This window comes from Serratia sp. MMO-28, assembly GCF_037199905.1.
GTDB lineage: Bacteria > Pseudomonadota > Gammaproteobacteria > Enterobacterales > Enterobacteriaceae > Chania > Chania oryzae.
On record NZ_JBBCVB010000027.1, the window covers coordinates 1 to 21,936 of the forward strand.

Consider the following 21,936-nt stretch of genomic DNA (forward strand, 5'->3'; position numbering starts at 1 on the left):
GATACTTTCATTTGGACGCTCCTGCTGTTGAGATTAGACACTCAAATTGTGGCACATTGCGATGCCGTGGTAGGAGCGTCCATCTCATTATCCCTGCCTGTCTCGCCTGAAACCGCCGTCCGTGGCGGTTTCGCCTATGCGCCGCGTCTCCGTTCTGCGCCTTCAATGGCGTCAACACCGGTGCTCACCTCACCTATTGCATTGCCTGAATATCCTATTACGGTGAGTATCGTTTCATAGAATTGCACTCTATTTACGGCAATTCCCATGACACTTGCCCCACATAAACCTAAGCACTCGCCTCATTGAGCACCTTAATATCCTCAACCTCCAGCTTTAGCTCAATCGCCCCCACCAACTCATCCAACTGCGTTAACGAAGTAGCACTAACAATCGGTGCGGTAATACTTGGCCGAGCCATCAGCCAAGCCAATGACACCTTCGCTGGCGTAGCCCGATGCTTGGCCGCCAGCCGATCCAGCGCCGCCAGAATGCGCAAACCGCGCGGGTTCAGATAGCGCGCAACGATAGTGTCACCCCGTGGGCTCTTGCCCATATCCTGTTCGCTGCGGTACTTGCCGGTGAGAAAACCGCTGGCCAGCGCGAAAAAGTTAATCACCCCCAAACCATGCTGCTGTGCAACGCTCTCCAGCGCGGTTTCATAGCCTGCGCGCGCATACAAATTGTATTCCGGCTGCAACGTTTCATAACGCGCGAAACCGTGCTGCTCGCTCACCTTCAGCGCCTCTTCCAGCCGATCCGCCTGATAGTTGGAAGCGCCAATCGCCCGCACTTTACCGGCTTTGATCAGCGCGTCGAACGCCGCCAGGGTGTCTGCCAGCGGCGTATCGCGATCGTCATCATGGGATTGATACAGATCGATATAATCCGTCTGCAAACGGCGCAGAGAATCCTCTACCGCACGTTGGATATAGCGCGGTGAAAGCCCTTGCTTGCCCTCCCCCATCGGCTTGCCAACCTTGGTAGCGATAATCACCCGATCACGCTTGCCGCTTTTTTTCAGCCAGTTGCCGATCACCGTTTCCGATTCGCCGCCGTGATTACCCGGCACCCAAGAGGAATATATATCGGCGGTATCAATGAAATTCAGTTGGTAATCCAGCAGCGCGTCCAGCAGGCTGAACGAGGTGGCCTCGTCGGCCGTCCAGCCAAACACGTTGCCGCCAAAGGTCAGACTCGGCACCTGAATGCCGGAACGCCCCAGTTCTTTTTTACCCATCATCCACTCCTGTCATTCAGCCTAAGAATCACTGCGGTTAATTTTGCGTTTTCTTCCGAGAAACCTGACGTTTCCTCCATATTTCCTTCATTTTTTTGCTGGTACTCCTCGCTAAACTAGTATCCTGTAGGACGTGTCACTTTTGGCAATGATTGCCTGCTTGTCTGTCTCTGGAGAGAACCCTCATCACCATGAATGCAAAACCGAAACGCCGCTCATTGATACTACGCCTGCTGCTGGTAGTTATCGTGGTTATTGTTGCCATTCTGGCCTGGCGTCACTTCAACACGCCCACCGCGACGGAGGCTGCCCCAGGGGCTCGCCCTGCGGGGAGCGGGAATGCGGGGGCTGGCGGCAGAGCCGGTGGCCGACGTAATGCCCCAATGTCACCGGTTCAGGCCGCTACCGCCAGCCAGCAAAACGTGCCGCGTTTCCTGAGCGGGCTGGGTACCGCCACCGCCGCCAACACCGTGACCGTCACCAGCCGGGTGGACGGCCAACTGATGGCGCTCCACTTTAGCGAAGGCCAACAGGTGAAAGCGGGCGATTTGCTGGCGGAAATCGATCCGCGCCCGTATGAAGTGCAACTGACGCAGGCGCTGGGGCAACTAGCGAAAGATCAGGCCACGCTGGCCAACGCCAAGAGGGATCTGGCGCGCTATCAGCAACTGGTTAAAACCAATCTGATCTCGCGCCAGGATCTGGATACCCAACTGTCGTTGGTGCGCCAGAGCGAGGGCGCGGTCAAAGCCGATCAGGGCGCGGTCGACAGCGCTAAACTGCAAATCACCTACAGCAAGATCACCGCCCCCATTGACGGCCGCGTTGGCCTTAAACTGGTGGATGTAGGCAATTACATCTCCAGCGGCAGCAGCACCGGGATCGTGGTGATCACCCAAACCCACCCGATCGACGTGGTGTTCACGCTGCCGGAAAGCGATATCGCCGATCTGGTGAAAGCGCAAAAGGCCGGGCCGGTGAGCGTCGAAGCTTGGGATCGCACCAATCAGCAGCAACTCGCCAACGGGTTATTACTCAGCCTGGATAACCAGATTGATACCGCCACTGGCACCATCAAGCTGAAAGCCCGCTTTGATAATCAGGACGACACGCTGTTCCCCAATCAGTTCGTTAACGCGCGGCTGAAAGTCGCCACCCTGCATGATGCGATTGTGATCCCAAGCGCCGCATTGCAAATGGGCAATGAAGGCCACTTTGTCTGGCTCTTGAACGAAGAGAACAAAGTCAGTAAGCAGCGGGTTAGCGCTGGCGTGCAGGACAGCCAGCAGGTGGTGATCACCACCGGAGTGAAAGTGGGCGATCGCGTGGTGACCGACGGTATCGATCGCCTGACCGAAGGCATGCAGGTGGAAGTGCTGGCACCACAGCAGCCGCAAGAAGGAGCGGCGAAACCCAAGCACCCGCGTCAAACGCAGGAGAAATCCTGATGCAGGCCATGCCCCCAAAAGCCGGTGGCGGTCCATCCCGGCTGTTTATCCTGCGCCCGGTGGCCACCACCCTGTTTATGCTGGCGATCCTGCTGGCCGGCATTATCGGTTACCGCGCACTGCCGGTTTCTGCGCTGCCGGAGGTGGACTACCCCACCATTCAGGTCGTCACGCTCTACCCCGGCGCCAGCCCGGATGTGGTCACCTCGGCGATCACCGCGCCGCTGGAGCGGCAGTTTGGCCAGATGTCCGGCCTGAAACAGATGGCGTCGCAGAGTTCCGGCGGGGCCTCGGTGATCACACTCCAGTTCCAGCTTGAGCTGCCGCTCGACGTTGCAGAGCAGGAAGTGCAGGCCGCGATCAACGCCGCCACCAACCTGCTGCCCAACGATCTGCCCTACCCACCGATTTACAGCAAGGTTAACCCTGCCGATCCGCCGATCCTGACGCTGGCGGTCACCTCCAGCGCCATACCGATGACGCAGGTGGAAGACATGGTGGAAACCCGTATTGCCCAAAAGATTTCTCAGGTTTCCGGCGTCGGTTTGGTGACCCTTTCCGGTGGCCAACGCCCGGCGGTGCGGGTAAAGCTCAATGCCGCGGCGGTTGCCGCCTACAAGCTGGACAGTGAAACCATCCGCACGGCGATCAGCAATGCCAACGTCAACTCCGCCAAAGGCAGCCTGGATGGCCCAACGCGCTCAGTCACGCTCTCCGCCAACGATCAGATGAAGTCTGCAGAGGACTATCGTCAGCTGATCGTTGCCTATCAGAACGGCGCAGCCATCCGCCTGCAGGATATCGCCACCATTGAACAGGGGGCGGAAAACAACCGTCTGGCGGCCTGGGCGAACCACGAGCAGGCCATCGTGCTGAATATTCAGCGCCAGCCGGGGGTTAACGTCATCACCACAGCCGACAGCATCCGTGAAATGCTGCCGCAGTTGATCAAAAGCCTGCCTAAATCGGTGGATGTGAAAGTATTGACCGATCGCACCACCACCATTCGGGCGTCGGTCAGCGACGTGCAGTTCGAACTGTTGCTGGCGATCGTGCTGGTGGTGATGGTGATCTACGTGTTCCTGCGTAATGTGCCCGCCACTATTATCCCCAGCGTGGCGGTACCGCTTTCGTTGGTAGGCACCTTCGCCGCCATGTATTTCCTTGGGTTTTCGATCAACAACCTGACGCTGATGGCGCTGACCATCGCCACCGGCTTTGTGGTGGACGATGCGATCGTGGTGATCGAGAACATCTCGCGCTATATCGAGAAAGGTGAAAAGCCGCTGGATGCAGCATTGAAAGGGGCTGGCGAGATCGGCTTCACCATTATCTCACTGACCTTCTCACTGGTAGCGGTGCTGATCCCGCTGCTGTTTATGGGCGATATCGTCGGCCGCCTGTTCCGCGAATTTGCGGTGACGCTGGCGGTGGCGATCCTGATTTCCGCGTTGGTCTCCCTGACGCTCACGCCAATGATGTCCGCGCGCATGCTCAGCCATGAGTCGCTGCGCAAGCAGAACCGTTTTTCCCGTGCTTCGGAACGTTTCTTTGAGCGGGTGATCGCGCAATACGGCGTGTGGCTGAAAGTGGTGCTGAATCACCCTTGGCTAACGCTGGGCGTAGCGTTCAGCACGCTAATCCTCACCGTGCTGCTGTATCTGTTGATCCCGAAAGGCTTCTTCCCGGTGCAGGATAACGGCATTATTCAGGGCACGCTGGAAGCGCCGCAAAGCGTGTCGTTCAGCAATATGGCCGAGCGCCAGCAGCAGGTGGCTGCCGAGATCCTGAAAGACCCGGCGGTAGAAAGCCTGACCTCGTTCGTCGGTGTTGATGGCAGCAATGCCACGCTCAACAGCGGGCGCTTGCAGATCAACCTGAAGCCGCTGAGTGAACGCAGCGATCGCATTCCGGCAATCATTACCCGCCTGCAACAACAGGCGGCGCAGTTCCCCGGCGTGAAACTGTACCTGCAACCGGTGCAGGATCTGACCATCGATACCCAGGTGAGCCGCACCCAATATCAGTTCACGCTGCAGGCGATGTCGCTTGAACAACTCAGCCAATGGGTGCCACAGTTAATGCAGGTGTTACAGCAGGCCCCGCAGCTCAGCGACGTCAGCAGCAACTGGCAGGATCAAGGTTTGGTGGCATTTGTGAATGTCGATCGTGACTCCGCCTCGCGCCTGGGTATCACCATGAGTGCTATCGATAACGCACTGTACAACGCCTTCGGTCAGCGGCTGATCTCCACCATTTACACCCAGGCGAATCAATACCGGGTGGTGCTGGAGCATGATGTCAGCAGCACGCCGGGGCTGGCGGCGCTCAACGATATCCGCCTGACCAGCAGCAACGGCACCATCGTGCCACTGAGCACGGTTGCCAAGATTGAAGAGCGTTTTGGCCCGTTGACGATCAACCACCTGGCCCAGTTCCCCTCCGCCACCGTGTCGTTCAACGTCGCCGCGGGCTACTCACTCGGGGAAGCGGTGGAGGCCATTGTTCAGGCGGAAAAAAACCTCAACATGCCCAATGACATTACCACCCAGTTCCAGGGGGCAACGCTGGCGTTCCAGGCGGCGCTCGGCAGCACTCTGTGGCTGATCCTGGCGGCGGTAGTGGCGATGTATATCGTGCTCGGCGTGCTGTATGAGAGCTTTATTCACCCGGTGACCATTCTCTCTACCCTGCCCACCGCCGGGGTCGGTGCCCTCCTGGCGCTGATGATGTCTGGCCATGAATTGGATGTGATCGCCATTATCGGCATCATCCTGCTGATTGGCATCGTGAAGAAGAACGCCATCATGATGATCGACTTCGCGCTGGCCGCCGAGCGCGAACAGGGGATGACGCCTTACGATGCCATCTATCAGGCCTGTCTGCTGCGTTTCCGCCCGATCCTGATGACTACGCTGGCCGCCCTGCTCGGCGCGCTGCCGCTGATGCTCAGCACCGGTGTGGGGGCCGAGCTGCGCCGCCCGCTGGGTGTCTGTATGGTCGGCGGGCTGGTGATGAGCCAGATCCTGACGCTGTTCACCACGCCGGTGATTTATCTGCTGTTCGACAAGCTGGCGCGTAATACTCATCACCAGCCGGATGCGCAGGAGCTGCCGTGAAATTCTTCGCCCTGTTTATCTATCGGCCCGTTGCCACCACCCTGCTGACGCTGGCGATCGCCATCGCCGGGGTGATCGGTTTCCGGCTGTTGCCGGTCTCGCCGCTGCCGCAGATTGATTTCCCGGTGATCGCCATCACGGCATCACTGCCGGGGGCCTCTCCGGAAACCATGGCGTCTTCGGTGGCCACCCCGCTGGAACGCGCGTTGGGGCGGATTGCCGGGGTCAGCGAAATGACCTCGACCAGTTCGCTCGGCAGCACGCGGATCATTTTGATGTTCGATCTTGAACGCGATATCAACGGTGCCGCCCGCGACGTGCAGGCGGCGATCAATGCAGCACAGAATCTGTTGCCGACCGGGATGCCAAGCCGCCCCACCTATCGCAAGATCAACCCGTCCGATGCGCCGATCATGATCCTGACGCTGACTTCGGACACCTACAGCCAGGGGCAACTGTATGATTTCGCCTCCACCCAAGTGGCGCAGAAAATTGCCCAGACCGAAGGGGTGGGCGATGTGTCCGTGGGCGGTAGTTCCCTGCCTGCTGTGCGTGTGGAACTGAATCCCGGCGCACTGTTTAATCAGGGAGTTTCGCTGGATGCCGTGCGCCAGAGCATTGCCAATGCCAACGTCCGTCGGCCGCAGGGCGCGGTAGACGACTCACAGCAGCGCTGGCAGATCCAGGCCAATGACGAACTGAAAACCGCTGCTGCCTATCAGCCGCTGGTGATCCACTACCACAACGGCGCTGCGGTGCGCCTGAGCGATGTGGCCAACGTGGTTGATTCGGTGCAGGACGTGCGTAACGCAGGGATGACCAACGCCAAGCCGGCGATTATCCTGACCGTCAGCCGCTCGCCGGGCGCCAATATCATCGAAACCGTCGATCGCATCCGCGCCGAGCTGCCCGCCCTGCGGGAAAATATTCCCACCTCCATCCAGCTGAATATCGCACAGGATCGTTCCCCCACCATTCGTGCCTCACTGGCAGAGGTGGAGCGCTCATTGATGATTGCCATCGGCCTGGTGATCCTGGTGGTGTTTATCTTCCTGCGCTCCGGCCGCGCCACGCTGATCCCTGCGGTGGCGGTGCCGGTGTCGCTGATCGGTTCCTTTGCCGCCATGTACCTGTGCGGCTTCAGTTTGAACAACCTGTCGCTGATGGCGCTGACCATCGCCACCGGCTTTGTGGTGGATGATGCCATCGTGGTGCTGGAGAATATCTCTCGCCACGTTGAGGCCGGAATGAAGCCGATCAACGCCGCGCTGCAAGGGGTGCGTGAAGTGGGCTTTACCGTGCTCTCCATGAGCATATCGCTGGTGGCGGTATTTATTCCGTTGCTGTTTATGGGGGGCCTGCCAGGGCGGTTATTCCACGAGTTCGCCGTTACGCTGTCGGTATCCATCGGGCTGTCGCTGTTGATCTCGCTGACGCTGACGCCGATGATGTGCGCCTATCTGCTGCGCCATCAGCCTGCGCGCGCGCAGCGGCGCGTACGTGGTTTTGGCAAAGTCTTGCTGGCGCTGCAACGGGGTTATGGCCGCTCGCTGAACTGGGTGCTCGGCCATTCACGCTGGGTACTGGCGCTGTTTTTCGCCACCATCGCCCTCAACGTTTGGTTGTATATCAGTATCCCGAAAACCTTCTTCCCCGAGCAGGACACCGGCCGCCTGATGGGATTTATCCAGGCGGATCAGAGCATTTCGTTCCAGGCAATGCGCGGCAAGCTGGAAGACTTTATGAAGATCGTGCGCGAAGATAAAGATGTGGATAACGTCACCGGCTTTACCGGCGGTTCACGCACCAACAGCGGTTCGATGTTTATCTCGCTCAAACCGCTGTCGGAACGCAGCGACGATGCACAAAAGGTCATTGCCCGGCTGCGCGCCAAGCTGGCGAAAGAGCCCGGAGCCAGCCTGTTCCTGATGGCGGTGCAGGATATCCGTGCCGGTGGGCGGCAATCCAACGCCAGCTATCAGTACACGCTGCTGGCGGACGATCTCAGCGAGCTGCGCGAGTGGGAACCGAAGATCCGGCTGGCGCTCGCGGCGCTGCCAGAACTGGCCGACGTCAACTCCGATCAGCAGGACCGAGGTTCGGAAATGGACCTGTCTTACGATCGCGAAACCATGGCGCGGCTGGGCATTTCGATTACCGATGCTAACAATCTGCTGAACAACGCCTTCGGCCAGCGCCAGATTTCCACCATCTATCAGCCATTGAATCAGTACAAGGTGGTGATGGAGGTGGCACCGCCTTATACCCAGGATGTCAGTTCGCTGGAAAAGATGTTCGTGATTAACAAACAGGGCCAGGCGATCCCGCTGTCCTATTTTGCCCGCTGGCAACCGGCCAATGCCCCGCTTGCGGTCAACCATCAGGGGCTGTCGGCCGCCTCGACCATTTCGTTTAACCTGCCGGAAGGGGGCAGCCTGTCCGAGGCCAGCGCCGCCATCGAGCGCGCCATGACGCAGATCGGTGTGCCTTCTACGGTGCGCGGGACGTTTGCCGGTACCGCACAGGTGTTCCAGGAAACGCTGAAATCGCAGCTGCTGCTGATCGCCGCCGCCATCGCCACGGTGTATATCGTGCTGGGGATGCTGTATGAGAGCTATATCCATCCGCTGACCATCCTCTCCACCCTGCCTTCCGCCGGGGTCGGTGCCTTGCTGGCGCTGGAGCTGTTTGGCGCGCCGTTCAGCCTGATCGCCCTGATCGGCATCCTATTGCTGATCGGCATTGTGAAGAAAAACGCCATCATGATGGTCGATTTTGCCCTCGACGCACAGCGCAACGGTGGCATCAGCGCGCGCGCGGCGATTTTCCAGGCCAGCCTGCTGCGTTTCCGGCCAATCATGATGACCACGCTGGCAGCGCTGTTTGGCGCACTGCCGCTGGTGCTGACCAGCGGTGATGGTGCCGAACTGCGCCAACCGCTCGGCATCACCATTGCCGGGGGATTGGTGATGAGCCAGTTACTGACGCTGTATACCACACCGGTGATCTACCTGTATTTCGATCGGCTACAGATGAAGTTCCGCCGTGGTAAAAAATTGGCACCGCTGCCGCAATAAATGGCTATCAGGATAATTAACCCTCTCCTTCGGGGTTAGGGTGGGGGGGAAGATCAGCGAACTACAAGCCCCTCACCCCGGCCCTCTCCCACAGGGAGAGGGGGACTACAACTTTACCAATGGGTGCATGACTATGCGGTTTTTCGCTTAACTGACCGGCATTAGCTATCACGATAGCTTTTAACATGAAAGGTAGGTGAATGATTACCAGACAGACCGCCCCAGTACAATGGCAGCTATGGATTGTAGCCTTCGGCTTCTTTATGCAGGCGCTGGATACCACCATCGTCAATACCGCCCTGCCGTCGATCGCCGCCAGTCTGGGGGAAAACCCGCTGCGCATGCAGTCGGTGATCGTCTCCTATGTGCTGACGGTGGCGGTGATGCTGCCCGCCAGCGGCTGGCTGGCGGATAAGATTGGCACCCAGCGGGTGTTCCTCAGCGCCATTGTGCTGTTCACCCTTGGTTCAGTGCTGTGCGCACAGGCGCAAACGCTGAATGAGCTGGTGATGTTCCGCGTGATACAGGGCATTGGCGGCGCAATGATGGTGCCGGTTGGCCGCTTGACGGTGATGAAAATCGTCCCGCGTGAACAGTATATGGCGGCCATGACGTTCGTGACGTTACCCGGCCAGATCGGCCCGCTGATGGGGCCTGCGCTGGGGGGCTTTCTGGTGCAATACGCCAACTGGCACTGGATCTTCCTGATCAATATTCCGGTGGGGATTATCGGCGCTATCGCCACCCTGCTGTTGATGCCCAATTACCGTATGCAAACCCGCCGCTTTGATCTCAGCGGCTTTATCATGCTGGCGATCGGCATGGCTACGCTGACGCTGGCGCTCGACGGGCACAAGGGGATGGGGCTTTCCCCTTCCTTTCTGCTTGGGCTGGTGGTTCTGGGCTGTGCGGCGCTGGCCGGTTATTGGTGGCATGCCAAGGGCAATAGCCGGGCGCTGTTCTCACTGCACCTGTTTAAAACAGAAACCTATAGAATCGGCCTGACCGGCAGCCTGCTGGGGCGCATCGGCAGCGGTATGCTGCCGTTTATGACGCCGCTGTTCCTACAGATCGGCATGGGGTTTTCTCCCTTCCATGCCGGGTTGATGATGATCCCGATGATCATCGGCAGCATGGGCATGAAGCGTATTGTGGTGCAGATCGTCAACCGTTTTGGCTATCGCCGCGTGTTGGTCACCAGCACGCTATTGTTGGCGGTAGTCAGCTTAACCCTGCCGCTGGTGGCGATGCTCGGCTGGGTCTATCTGCTGCCGGTGGTGTTGTTTTTCCAGGGCATGGTCAACTCGCTGCGTTTCTCGTCCATGAATACCCTGACGCTGAAAGATCTGCCCGATCGCCACGCCAGCAGCGGAAATAGCCTGCTGTCGATGGTGATGCAGCTTTCCATGAGCCTGGGGGTCAGCGTGGCCGGGATCCTGATCGGCAGTTTCGCCCACCACCAGGTGGTGGCCGACAGCCCCGAGATCCACAGCGCCTTTATCTACAGTTACCTGTGTATGGCGCTGATTATCGCCCTGCCCGCGCTGGTTTTCGCCCGCGTTCCCACCAATATCGCCCCCAACCGTAAACTGACAAAAGAGCTGGGTAGCGGCTCAACGAGGTTGCAATGAGAATAGGTATCACCGGCAAACTGTTCATGGCGATCTTCGCCACCTGCATGCTGGTGCTGATCACCATGCATTGGGGTGTGCGTATCAGCTTTGAACGGGGCTTTATCGACTATATCAAGCAGAGTAACGAGCAGCGTATCACCATGCTCGGTGACGCCCTGGAAGAGCAGTATCGCCTGCACGGTAACTGGGCATTCCTGCGTAATAACGATCAGGTGGTGTACCGCATCGTGCGTTCGTTCGAGCAAAACAGCGACAGCAGCCACAATCTGCCCCCCAAGGGCTGGCGGTCGCAGTTCTGGATCGTCGATAGCCAATATCGGCGGCTGGTGGGGCACTCTGGTCCGATCCCGAAAGAAAGTACCCGCCATCCGATCCGCTACAACAATCAGATCGTCGGCTGGGTGATGGCGGCCCCGCCGGAGAAGCTAACGCGCAACGCCGACATCAACTTCGATCGGCAGCAAAAACGCACCAGTTGGCTGATCGTCGCGCTGTCGACGCTGCTGGCCGCCGCAGTGACCTGGCTGCTGTCGCGCGGCCTGCTGGCACCGGTAAAGCGGCTGGTCGCTGGCACCCATCGTTTGGCGGCGGGGGATTTCACTGCCCGCGTCGCGGCCAGCGGCCAGGATGAACTCGGCCGCCTGGCGCAGGATTTCAACCACCTCGCTATCTCGCTGGAAAAGAACGAGCAGATGCGCCGGGCCTTTATGGCAGATGTCTCCCACGAACTGCGCACTCCGCTGGCGGTGTTGCGCGGTGAGCTGGAAGCCTTGCAGGATGGGGTACGCCAACCGACACCGGCGTCGATCAGCTCACTCTTGGCGGAGGTGTCTACCCTCACCAAACTGGTGGACGATCTGCATCAGCTTTCGCTGTCCGATCTCGGCGCCCTGGCCTACCGTAAATCATCGGTAGACTGCGTGCATTTGGTGCACATCGCCGTCGCCGCCTTCCGCGAACGTTTTCATGCCAAAGGGCTGGAGATCGTTACCCATCTGCCAGAACAGGCGACACTGTTCGGCGATGCGGATCGCCTCAACCAGCTGTTCAACAATCTGCTGGAAAACAGCCTGCGCTATACCGACGCCGGCGGCAAGCTGGAGATCGGTATCGAACCTTTGCCGGAAGGGCTGCGGATTTACTGGCAGGACAGCAAACCCGGCGTCAGTGACGAACAGTTGGCACGCATCTTCGAACGCTTTTACCGCACCGAAGGCTCACGCAACCGCGCCAGCGGCGGTGCCGGGCTAGGGCTGGCCATCAGCCAGAATATTGTGGAAGCCCACGGCGGCACGATCCATGCGCAGCACTCGCCTTTCGGCGGCGTGCGCATTACAGTAGATTTCCCCGTTACGCTGAACAACAAGGCCTCATGATGGAAAACCCAAACCCACCATTGCAGATTATGATTGTGGAAGATGAACCCAAGCTGGGCCAATTGCTGGTGGATTATCTGCAAGCAGCGGGCTACGTCACGCGCTGGCTGACCAACGGCCGTGAGGTGGTGCCAGCGGTGCATGAACAGCAACCGGCGCTGATCCTGCTGGATCTGATGCTACCGGGCTGCGATGGGTTAACTATCTGCCTCGAGCTGCGCCGCTTTACCGATGTACCGATCATGATGGTGACCGCCAAGATTGAGGAGATCGACCGCCTGTTGGGGCTGGAGATCGGTGCCGATGACTATATCTGCAAACCTTACAGCCCGCGCGAGGTGGTCGCCAGAGTCAAAGCCATCCTGCGCCGCTGCTACCGCCCCCTGGAACACAGCGAGGAAGAAAGGCTGCTGCACATTGATGAACCACGTTTCCAGGCCAGCTATAGCGGGCACATTCTGGATCTGACGCCGGCAGAGTTCCGTCTGCTGAAAACCCTGGCCTGCCAGCCGGGCAACGTCTTCTCACGCGAGCAGTTGCTCAATAACCTGTACGACGATTACCGCGTCGTTACCGATCGCACCATCGACAGCCATATCAAAAACCTGCGCCGCAAGCTGGAACTGATTGACGGCGAGAAAGCCTTTATCCGTTCGGTCTACGGCGTGGGTTATCGCTGGGAAGCCGAACCCTGCCGATTGATTAACGGCCTTGCATAATACTGCGCACAAGCTGCCCAGTGCGCCAGGTGGCAGATAGAGTGTAAAAGATCACAGATCTTGCGATAACGTTGCCGCTCAAACGTCACTTTTCAAAGCATTGGCTACACTTACCTCTGTCATTGAACCAAGCGGAGAAGGACTATGGCAACCGGCCACTATGAGCTTAAAAAATCGAGCAATGGACAGTATCACTTCACTCTGAAAGCCAGTAACGGAGAGATTATTCTTTCCAGCGAGATGTACGCCAGCAAAGCCTCAGCAGAAAATGGCATCGCTTCTGTACGCGCAAATGCTCCACATGAAGCCCAATTCGAACTGAAGCTCAGCAGCAGCAACAAACCCTATTTTGTATTGAGAGCCAAGAATCACGAGGTGATCGGCACCAGCCAGATATACGCTTCGGAAAGCGCTGCCAAAAACGGCGTTCAGTCGGTGATCAAGCATGGCGTAACCTCACATGTGCACGATTTGAATGCTTGATTCACGCCCATGCAAGGCAATCCACAGCTTCACCTGCAAAAAATACAGAAAGCACCCTCGGTCACTGAGCCAATGCAGTGGCCAGGGTGAATTCCCCAGCAATAAGCGCGATCTCCCCTAAAAAACTCTGGTTAATTGCTGATTTCTTGCCGGGCTGCCGCTACAATTCCCCACTTTCGCCGCGCCATTGGGTGGCGTGGTGCTGACCTGAAATCAGACCGAGAATCACTATGTTTACACCAGAATTGCTTTCCCCGGCGGGAACGCTGAAAAACATGCGTTACGCCTTTGCCTACGGTGCCGATGCGGTATACGCCGGCCAGCCCCGTTACAGCCTGCGGGTGCGTAACAACGAATTCAACCACGAGAATCTGGCACTGGGGATCAACGAAGCCCACGCGCTGGGTAAAAAATTCTACGTGGTAGTCAACATCGCGCCGCACAATGCCAAGCTGAAAACCTTTCTGCGCGATCTGAAACCGGTGATCGACATGGGGCCAGATGCGCTGATTATGTCCGACCCTGGGCTGATCATGATGGTGCGTGAAGCCTTCCCGCAGATGGACATTCACCTTTCGGTGCAGGCCAACGCGGTCAACTGGGCTACGGTAAAATTCTGGCAGCAGATGGGGCTGACGCGCGTGATCCTTTCCCGCGAACTGTCGCTGGACGAGATCGCTGAAATCCGCAGCCAGGTACCTGAGATAGAACTGGAAATTTTCGTTCACGGTGCGCTGTGTATGGCCTATTCCGGGCGCTGCCTGCTTTCCGGCTATATCAACAAGCGCGATCCGAACCAGGGCACCTGCACCAATGCCTGTCGCTGGCAGTACAAAGCGGAAGAAGGTAAAGAAGACGATACCGGCAGCATCGTGCATCTGCATGAGCCGATCCCGGTGCAGAACGTTGAGCCAACACTCGGCATCGGTGCGCCGACGGATAAGGTGTTTATGCTTTCCGAAGCGCAGAAACCTGGTGAGTACATGAGTGCTTTTGAAGATGAGCACGGCACCTACATCATGAACTCGAAAGATCTGCGGGCCATCCAGCACGTGGAGCGCCTGACGCAGTTGGGGGTGCATTCACTGAAAATCGAAGGCCGCACCAAATCCTTTTACTACTGCGCACGCACGGCGCAGGTGTATCGCCGCGCCATTGACGATGCCGTTGCCGGTAAACCGTTTGATCCCACCCTGCTGACTACGTTGGAAGGCTTGGCGCACCGTGGCTATACCGAGGGTTTCCTGCGTCGCCACACCCACGATGCACACCAGAATTATGATTACGGCTCTTCAATTTCTGAACGCCAGCAATTTGTCGGCGAATTCACCGGCGTACGCCGCAACGGCTGGGCTGAAGTGGATGTGAAAAACAAATTCCTGCGCGGCGATAGCGTAGAAATGATGACGCCAGGTGGTAACATCCTGTTTACGCTGGAAACCATGCAGAATAAAAAAGGGGAAATGATTGACGTTGCGCCGGGTAACGGCCATATCGTTTATTTGCCGATCCCTGAGGATGTTGACCTGAATTACGCCTTGTTGATTCGCAATCTGCCGGAAGAAAATAGCGAATCGTGATACGATTTTAATCACCACCTCAAACGGTGGTGATTTTTAGCAAATATTAGAATTAGATCACATCAATTACTGTACAACTTGGTTATTATCAGGCTGCTTAAAACTAAGAACGAAAAACATTTGCATAGCAATACTAGGAACCACCTCCTTAGCCAACCCAATCTCCCTTGGGTTGGCTTTTTCTTTGCTTATTCATCTTGATTTTCACAGCATTAATTCGCCACAGCCAAAACACACTGAAACCGTCAGCGGTGCCCAAAATAATCCGAGTCGCTTGCAGGCGGCAATTGACGGATTTGAATAGCGCTTGCGCTGGCCCACCGCGCAAGGTGAGCCTCACTGACTCAAGTAAGTGACTGGGCAAGTGAGGAAAGCGACTTGAGGTATGACGGCTATAACCAAGGCCGAGATTATTGATAAAGGCTCACCGCGTTGCCAGCAAGGGAAATGGGAAAAAAGCATTTTCCTAAGAAATTTCTCAAATTTAATTTAGGGAATAGTCTGCATCGCTTAATATATAAGAGTTAATATAACAATTAATCATTTTTTTAATGCAAACATTTAAGCCGAGATAGAAATATCCAACCGTGTAAGAAAATGCCGATCTAACCCGGCACGATAAGCTATTACCTGAATATTCAGGTGGCCCATCCCTCAGTTGTAGTTTATCGTTTAGACAGACTCTTTTTCACCCTGGAGATAAAAATGAGCCATCACGCGTCAGCGCTGCTTATCATTAACGGCAAAAGCGCCAATAACGAGGAAATACGCTCTACGGTGAAGTCGCTGCGGGATGAAGGTCTGGCATTGCATGTTCGCGTTACCTGGGAGCAGGGTGATATTGCGCGCTTCGTCGCAGAAGCCGATCAACTGGGAGCAAAAACGGTGATCGCCGCGGGGGGTGACGGCACCATTAACGAGGTGGTCACAGCGCTGGCCCAACGCCCAGCCACCACACGCCCAATATTGGGTATTGTGCCGCTGGGCACCGCTAATGACTTCGCCAGCGCATGTAATATTCCTCTGGCGGTGGATCAGGCGTTACCGCTGGCGATTAAGGGCCGAGCCGTGCCGGTCGATTTGGCGAAGGTGAATGAGGATCGCTACTTCATCAACATGGCTACCGGCGGTTTTGGTACGCGCATCACCACCGAAACGCCGGAAAAACTGAAAGCGGCACTGGGGGGCGTTTCCTATTTTATTCATGGCCTGCTGCGTATGGATACGCTGCAAGCCGACCGCTGCGAGATCCACGGGCCGGATTTCCACTGGTCCGGCGAAGCGCTGGTAATCGGTATCGGCAATGGTAAACAGGCCGGTGGCGGGCAGCAGCTGTGCCCTGGCGCACTGATCAACGATGGCCTGCTGCAACTGCGCCTGCTGACCGCTGAAGAGCTGCTACCGGCTCTGATCAGCAGCCTGTTCAGCGGTGAAGAAAACAGCAGCGTGGTTGATGCCTCATTGCCCTGGCTGGAAATTAGCGCGCCACACGAAATCACCTTCAACCTTGATGGCGAACCATTGAAAGGCAAACATTTCCGCATTGAATTGCTGCCAGGCGCAATTGAGTGCCGCTTGCCGCCCAACTGCGAACTGTTGGGTTAACCTGCAGTTCTCTCTCTGTCAAAGCCGCTAATCATCTGTTTTTAAAATAAATCCATCTTCAAGCCCGATAACATCGGGCGTTTTTTATTGCCATTCCCCCTCTTCCCTTGGTTTTAATCTTCCTTTTCTTTCATTATTATCTTTCAAAATAAAATATTTATCTTTCAAACTGTGATCCATTTAAAACAAATAACTTCATAAAATGATTACTGTAGACCCATGGCGACAGGGCCGCCGTTCGCTCCACGCCATTTCATCCATCACAGGAGAAAATAATGATTGATCTAATAACCCACGGAGCCGAATGGTTTATCGGCCTGTTTCAGAAAGGTGGTGAGGTGTTTGTCAGCATGGTGACCGGCATCTTACCTTTGTTGATCTGCCTGTTAGTTATCATGAACGCGCTGATCAAATTTGTTGGCCAGGAACGAATCGAACGATTGGCAGAGCGTTGTGCAGGTAACCCGGTTTCACGCTACCTGCTGTTGCCGCTGATTGGCACCTTTGTGTTTTGTAACCCCATGACCCTGAGCCTTGGGCGCTTTATGCCCGAGAAATACAAGCCTAGCTACTACGCAGCAGCTTCTTACAGTTGCCACTCGATGAACGGCCTGTTCCCGCATATCAACCCCGGTGAACTGTTCGTTTACCTCGGCGTCGCCAGCGGGCTAACCACGCTGGGTTTGCCGCTGGCCCCGCTGGCCGTGAGCTATTTCCTGGTTGGGCTGTTCACCAACTTCTTCCGTGGCTGGATCACCGATCTCACCACTAGCCTGTTCGAACGCAAGATGGGCATCAAACTGGATCGTGTGGTTCAACTTTAATTTGTGGAGTGCAGCATGAGCGCTTATATCCGTATTGAAAAAGGTGCCAGCGGCTGGGGTGGCCCGCTGCAATTGGCTATTGAACCGGGCAAGAAGGTTGTCTATATCACCGCCGGTACCCGCCCGGCGATCGTCGACAAAATCAGTGAACTGACAGGCTGGCCAGCGGTTGACGGTTTTAAAGAGGGTGAACCGTCAACAGAAGAAATCGGCGTGATGATTATTGACTGCGGTGGCACCTTGCGCTGCGGTATTTACCCGAAACGCCGCATCCCGACCATCAACATTCATGCCACCGGTCAATCCGGCCCGCTGGCGCAGTTTATTCTGGAAGATATCTACGTTTCCGGCGTGCGGGAAAACAATATCAGCCTGGTTGAGGTGGCTGATGGCGCGGCAACGGCCCCGGTCACGGAAAAACCCGCAGCACCAAAAGTGCGCGACTACGACACCAGCAAGAAGATCACCGAGCAAAGTGATGGCTTGCTGGCCAAAGTCGGGATGGGCATGGGTTCGGTAGTGGCGGTGTTCTTCCAGGCTGGCCGTGACACCATCGACACCATCCTGAAAACCATCCTGCCGTTTATGGCCTTCGTCTCGGCACTGATCGGCATCATCCTGGCCTCTGGGCTCGGGGATTTTATCGCTCACGGCCTGACGCCGCTGGCCAACAGCCCGATCGGCCTGGTGACGCTGGCGCTGATTTGCTCCTTCCCGCTGCTTTCGCCATTCCTTGGCCCAGGCGCGGTGATTGCTCAGGTGATCGGCGTGTTGGTCGGCGTGCAGATTGGCCTTGGCCATATCCCCCCACAGTTGGCATTACCGGCTCTGTTTGCCATTAACGCACAGGCCGCCTGTGACTTTATCCCGGTGGGCCTGTCATTGGCAGAAGCCAAGCAGGATACGGTACGGGTTGGCGTGCCTTCGGTCCTGGTCGGGCGCTTCCTTACCGGCGCACCCACAGTGCTGATCGCCTGGGCAGCATCGGCCTTTATTTATCAATAAATTGAACAGGGGAAAGCGATGAACACCATTTTCCAGACCACCATTACCCATATCGGCGACAGTGCTCATGATGCGCTGTTGGATGACATGCTGATCACCTTCCGTGAAGGCGCGCCAGCAGACATCGAAGAGTACTGTTTCATCCACCAGCACGGCAACACCGCCGGTGATTTACAGGTCGGCGGGGTGATGGAACTCGGCGAAAACCGTTACCCGATCACCGCCGTCGGTGAAGTTGCTACGCAGAACCTGCGCGAACTGGGCCACGTCACCGTGCGTTTCGACGGCGAGGCACAGGCGGAATTCCCCGGTTCGATCCACGTTACCGGCCCAACGCCTAGCGATATCCCATTAGGCAGCACGCTGAAATTTATTGCTTAAGGAGTACAACATGTCTGAAGTAGCTGTAGTGATTGGCGGTGGTCAAACGTTAGGTGCCTTCCTGTGCCACGGCCTGGCTGAAGCCGGTTACCGCGTGGCGGTGGCGGATCTGAGCGCTGACAACGCCCATCTGGTGGCACAGCAAATCAATCAGCAATACGGTGCCGGTCGCGCAATCGGCTTCCAGGCCGATGCCACCGACGAAACCAGCGTTATCGCACTGGCAAGTGCGGTTGATCAGGCTTTCGGCCAGACGAACCTGTTAGTGTACAGCGCCGGGATCGCCAAAGCAGCGCCGATCACCGATTTCCAACTGGGGGATTTCGATCGTTCATTGCAGGTGAACCTGGTGGGGTATTTTCTCTGTGCCCGCGAATTCTCGCGCCTGATGATCCGCGACGGCGTTGCCGGGCGCATTATTCAGATCAACTCCAAATCCGGCAAAGTCGGCAGCAAGCATAACTCTGGCTACAGCGCCGCCAAGTTTGGCGGCGTCGGGCTCACCCAATCGCTGGCGCTCGATCTGGCGGATTATGGCATTACCGTGCACTCCTTGATGCTCGGTAATCTGCTGAAATCGCCGATGTTCCAATCGTTATTGCCGCAATACGCGCAGAAACTGGGGATCAAGCCAGAAGACGTTGAAAAGTATTACACCGACAAGGTGCCGCTCAAACGCGGCTGTGAGTATCAGGACGTGCTGAACACCCTGCTGTTTTACGCCAGCGATAAGGCGTCGTACTGCACCGGTCAGTCGATCAACATTACCGGCGGGCAAGTGATGTTCTGATATATCGGCTGAGGGCGAGATTGTGTCCCCTCACCCCAACCCTCTCCCCAAGGGAGAGGGAGCCGACAAGTGCCACGGTTAAAGCCAGAGTAAAACAGTGGCGCATATCGCCCTTAGCCCAAGGGAGTGGGAATCGATAAATGCCACGATTAAGGCAGGCGTAAACGGTGGCGCATACCGCCCCTCAGCCCAAGGGAGTGGGAATCGATAAATGCCACGATTAAGGCAGGGGTAAAACGGTGGCGCATACCGCCCCTCAGCCCAAGGGAGTGGGAATCGATAAATGCCACGATTAAGGCAGGCGTAAACGGTGGCGCATACCGCCCCTCAGCCCAAGGGAGTGGGAATCGATAAATGCCACGATTAAGGCAGGGGTAAAACGGTGGCACATACCGTTCCCTCTCCCCGTGGGAGAGGGCTAGGGTGAGGGGAAATATCACCTGCCTTACCCTTTATTTTTACACAGGAGCACAACCTCATGACCAGCGCACTCATCACCTTTGCCGTTATCGCCTGGCTGATGCAAATCGCCCTCGGCTGGTGGCAGATTCAGCGTTTCAACCGCGCCTTTGATCGCCTGTGCCAGCAAGGCACCGTAGGGGTTGGCCGCTCTGGCGGGCGCTTCAAACCCCGCGTGATACTGGCGCTGGCGTTCGATGAACAGCAACGGGTATGCGGCAGCCTGTTGATGCGAGGCCTGACCATTTTTGCACAACCTAAACAACTCAGTGAGTTACATGGTATGCATCAACAAAATTTATGCCCAGATGTGATCTTCCCCGAGGATCAGGCATGCCAAACTGCACTATCGTTAGCGATTAAACCGAAATCATGATATTTTCACATTAAAAGACATTACCTTTCATAGTGAATTATTCACCGAGAGGAATGCTCAACTCTTGTGAACAGGAATCGCTATGAAACCAAAACAACGGCAAGCCGCCATCCTCGAATATTTGCAGCGACATGGCAAAACGGCAGTGGACGCCCTGGCAGAACATTTTTCCACTACCGGCACCACCATCCGTAAAGACCTCACTCTGCTGGAAGAAGAAGGCGAAGTGATCCGCACTTACGGCGGTGTGGTGCTCAGCCGTGACGATGGCGATCAACCCATCGATCGCAAAACCCATATCAATACCGAAAAGAAACGCCAGATCGCCTACGCCGCCATCAAGCTGATTGACGATGGTGATTCGCTGATCTTCGATGCGGGCAGCACCGTATTGCAGATGGTACCCCATCTGGCGCAGTTCAATAACATCACCGTAATGACCAATAGCCTGCATATCGTCAATGCGCTGGTGGAATTGGATAACGATCAGACCATCCTGATGCCCGGCGGCACCTACCGTAAAAAATCGGCGTCGTTTCACGGCAGCCTGGCCGAATCGGCGTTCCACCAGTTCAGCTTTGATAAACTGTTTATCGGTGCCGACGGTGTCGATCTCAACGCGGGAGTCACCACCTTCAATGAAGTGCACAACGTCAGCAAAGCGATGTGCGAAGCCGCCAGCCGCATTGTGCTACTGGTCGACTCCTCAAAATTTGGCCGCAAAAGCCCGAACGTGGTGTGCGACCTGAGCGTGGTGGATACGCTGATCACCGATAAAGGCATCAACCCGGATTACCTCGCCGCGCTAGAGGCAAAAGGCATCAATATCATTCTGGTAGGAGACTCCGATGAGTAACGCTACTGCCCTGCTCAACTTTGCCCGCGAAACCCTGGAGATTGAACTGGCAGAAGCGCAGCGCCTGCTGACCCGGCTGGACGATAACTTTGTTCGCGCCTGTGAATTGCTGCTGAACTGCCAGGGTAAAGCGGTGGTTTCCGGCATCGGCAAATCCGGCCATATCGGCAAAAAGATTGCCGCATCGTTGGCCAGCACCGGTACGCCATCGTTCTTTGTCCACCCAGCCGAAGCGCTGCATGGCGATCTGGGCATGATCGGTACCGAAGATGTGGTGATCTTTATCTCTTATTCCGGCCGTGCCAAAGAGCTGGATCTGATCCTGCCGCTGCTGGCAGAAAGCCAAATCCCGGTGATCGCCATTACCGGTGGCAAAGAGTCACCGCTGGCTCTGGCTGCAGCCTGTACCCTGGATATCAGCGTGGAGCATGAAGCCTGCCCGATGGGATTAGCCCCTACCTCCAGCGCGGTCAACACCCTGATGATGGGCGATGCACTGGCGATGGCGCTGATGCGTCAGCGTGGTTTCAACGCCGAAGACTTTGCCCGCTCTCATCCAGGGGGCAGTTTGGGTGCGCGCCTGCTCAATCGCGTACACCATCTGATGCGCACCGGCGATCGCCTGCCAGTGGTTGCAGAAAGCGCCAACGTGATGGAAGCGATGCTAGAGCTGAGCCGCACCGGCCTTGGCCTGGTCGCGGTGTGCGATGCCCAGCAAAAAGTGGTGGGCGTATTTACCGACGGCGACCTGCGCCGCTGGCTGGTGAAGGCAACAGCCTCAACGATGCCCTGAGCCCTGCGATCACCCGCCCCGGCTATCGCTTGCCGGAGCAATGGCGTGCCGGCGAAGCCCTGGAAGCATTGCACGAACAGCACATCAGCGCAGCCCCGGTCGTTAACCTTAGCGGCGTGTTGGTCGGGGCACTCAACCTGCACGATCTGCATCAGGCCGGGATCGGCTGAT

The 21,936-nt window shown here is 56.8% G+C and carries 17 protein-coding genes and 1 pseudogene; 17 read left to right on the top strand and 1 reads right to left on the bottom strand.

Annotated elements, in window-relative coordinates; translation table 11 throughout:
* Nucleotides 1-240: hypothetical protein (locus WG891_RS20720; RefSeq protein WP_337265004.1), on the top strand; the 240-nt coding region annotated here is incomplete at its 5' end.
* 49 nt (nucleotides 241-289) lie between these two features.
* Here the strand turns inward: WG891_RS20720 and WG891_RS20725 are convergent.
* Nucleotides 290-1,240 carry an aldo/keto reductase gene (locus tag WG891_RS20725; RefSeq protein WP_337265017.1) on the bottom strand — a complete coding sequence of 317 codons (951 nt, stop codon included), beginning with the start codon at nucleotides 1,238-1,240 and terminating at the stop codon, nucleotides 290-292.
* A 191-nt stretch (nucleotides 1,241-1,431) separates the two neighbouring features.
* Here WG891_RS20725 and WG891_RS20730 point away from each other — a divergent pair, with 191 nt between their 5' ends.
* The 16 genes and pseudogenes from WG891_RS20730 (at nucleotide 1,432) to gutQ (ending at nucleotide 21,935) form a co-directional block, all read left to right on the top strand.
* Nucleotides 1,432-2,688 (top strand): MdtA/MuxA family multidrug efflux RND transporter periplasmic adaptor subunit, encoded by a 1,257-nt coding sequence (locus WG891_RS20730; RefSeq protein ID WP_337265005.1) that lies wholly within the window; start codon nucleotides 1,432-1,434, stop codon nucleotides 2,686-2,688.
* Complete coding sequence (locus tag WG891_RS20735) at nucleotides 2,688-5,807, top strand: MdtB/MuxB family multidrug efflux RND transporter permease subunit (protein ID WP_337265006.1); 3,120 nt, start codon at nucleotides 2,688-2,690, stop codon at nucleotides 5,805-5,807. Before WG891_RS20730 ends, WG891_RS20735 begins: the two co-directional genes overlap by 1 nt.
* Nucleotides 5,804-8,884, top strand: coding sequence for a multidrug efflux RND transporter permease subunit MdtC (gene mdtC, locus WG891_RS20740; RefSeq protein ID WP_337265007.1), 3,081 nt, complete (start codon nucleotides 5,804-5,806; stop codon nucleotides 8,882-8,884). The genes WG891_RS20735 and mdtC overlap by 4 nt, the downstream gene beginning before the upstream one ends.
* 200 nt (nucleotides 8,885-9,084) lie before the next feature.
* Complete coding sequence (locus tag WG891_RS20745) at nucleotides 9,085-10,515, top strand: MFS transporter (RefSeq protein WP_337265008.1); 1,431 nt, start codon at nucleotides 9,085-9,087, stop codon at nucleotides 10,513-10,515.
* The gene (gene baeS / locus WG891_RS20750) at nucleotides 10,512-11,894 is read left to right on the top strand and encodes a two-component system sensor histidine kinase BaeS (RefSeq protein ID WP_337265009.1); all 1,383 of its coding nucleotides are present in this window, start codon (nucleotides 10,512-10,514) and stop codon (nucleotides 11,892-11,894) included. Before WG891_RS20745 ends, baeS begins: the two co-directional genes overlap by 4 nt.
* Nucleotides 11,894-12,613: a two-component system response regulator BaeR gene (gene baeR, locus WG891_RS20755; RefSeq protein ID WP_337265018.1), complete on the top strand. Its 720-nt coding sequence runs from the start codon at nucleotides 11,894-11,896 to the stop codon at nucleotides 12,611-12,613. Before baeS ends, baeR begins: the two co-directional genes overlap by 1 nt.
* A 144-nt stretch (nucleotides 12,614-12,757) precedes the next feature.
* Nucleotides 12,758-13,096, top strand: coding sequence for a YegP family protein (locus WG891_RS20760; RefSeq protein WP_337265010.1), 339 nt, complete (start codon nucleotides 12,758-12,760; stop codon nucleotides 13,094-13,096).
* Nucleotides 13,097-13,326: 230 nt separating this feature from the next.
* Nucleotides 13,327-14,676, top strand: coding sequence for a prephenate-dependent tRNA uridine(34) hydroxylase TrhP (gene trhP / locus WG891_RS20765; RefSeq protein WP_337265011.1), 1,350 nt, complete (start codon nucleotides 13,327-13,329; stop codon nucleotides 14,674-14,676).
* 705 nt (nucleotides 14,677-15,381) lie between these two features.
* A complete protein-coding gene (gene yegS / locus WG891_RS20770; RefSeq protein WP_337265012.1) occupies nucleotides 15,382-16,281 on the top strand; it encodes a lipid kinase YegS in 900 nt (299 codons plus the stop codon).
* A gap of 275 nt (nucleotides 16,282-16,556) precedes the next feature.
* The gene (gene srlA, locus WG891_RS20775; protein ID WP_337265013.1) at nucleotides 16,557-17,105 is read left to right on the top strand and encodes a PTS glucitol/sorbitol transporter subunit IIC; all 549 of its coding nucleotides are present in this window, start codon (nucleotides 16,557-16,559) and stop codon (nucleotides 17,103-17,105) included.
* Nucleotides 17,106-17,120: 15 nt separating this feature from the next.
* The gene (gene srlE, locus WG891_RS20780; protein WP_337265014.1) at nucleotides 17,121-18,110 is read left to right on the top strand and encodes a PTS glucitol/sorbitol transporter subunit IIB; all 990 of its coding nucleotides are present in this window, start codon (nucleotides 17,121-17,123) and stop codon (nucleotides 18,108-18,110) included.
* Nucleotides 18,111-18,128: 18 nt separating this feature from the next.
* Nucleotides 18,129-18,491, top strand: coding sequence for a PTS glucitol/sorbitol transporter subunit IIA (gene srlB, locus WG891_RS20785; RefSeq protein ID WP_337265015.1), 363 nt, complete (start codon nucleotides 18,129-18,131; stop codon nucleotides 18,489-18,491).
* A 10-nt stretch (nucleotides 18,492-18,501) separates the two neighbouring features.
* Nucleotides 18,502-19,281 carry a sorbitol-6-phosphate dehydrogenase gene (gene srlD, locus WG891_RS20790; protein WP_337265016.1) on the top strand — a complete coding sequence of 260 codons (780 nt, stop codon included), beginning with the start codon at nucleotides 18,502-18,504 and terminating at the stop codon, nucleotides 19,279-19,281.
* A gap of 478 nt (nucleotides 19,282-19,759) precedes the next feature.
* Nucleotides 19,760-20,116 carry a transcriptional regulator GutM gene (gutM, locus tag WG891_RS20795; protein WP_076942794.1) on the top strand — a complete coding sequence of 119 codons (357 nt, stop codon included), beginning with the start codon at nucleotides 19,760-19,762 and terminating at the stop codon, nucleotides 20,114-20,116.
* Between the two features lie 82 nt (nucleotides 20,117-20,198).
* Nucleotides 20,199-20,972 (top strand): glucitol operon DNA-binding transcriptional repressor SrlR, encoded by a 774-nt coding sequence (gene srlR, locus WG891_RS20800; protein WP_337264568.1) that lies wholly within the window; start codon nucleotides 20,199-20,201, stop codon nucleotides 20,970-20,972.
* Nucleotides 20,965-21,935 (top strand): annotated as a pseudogene (gene gutQ / locus WG891_RS20805) (arabinose-5-phosphate isomerase GutQ). Before srlR ends, gutQ begins: the two are co-directional and overlap by 8 nt.
* Nucleotide 21,936: the final 1 nt, after the last annotated feature.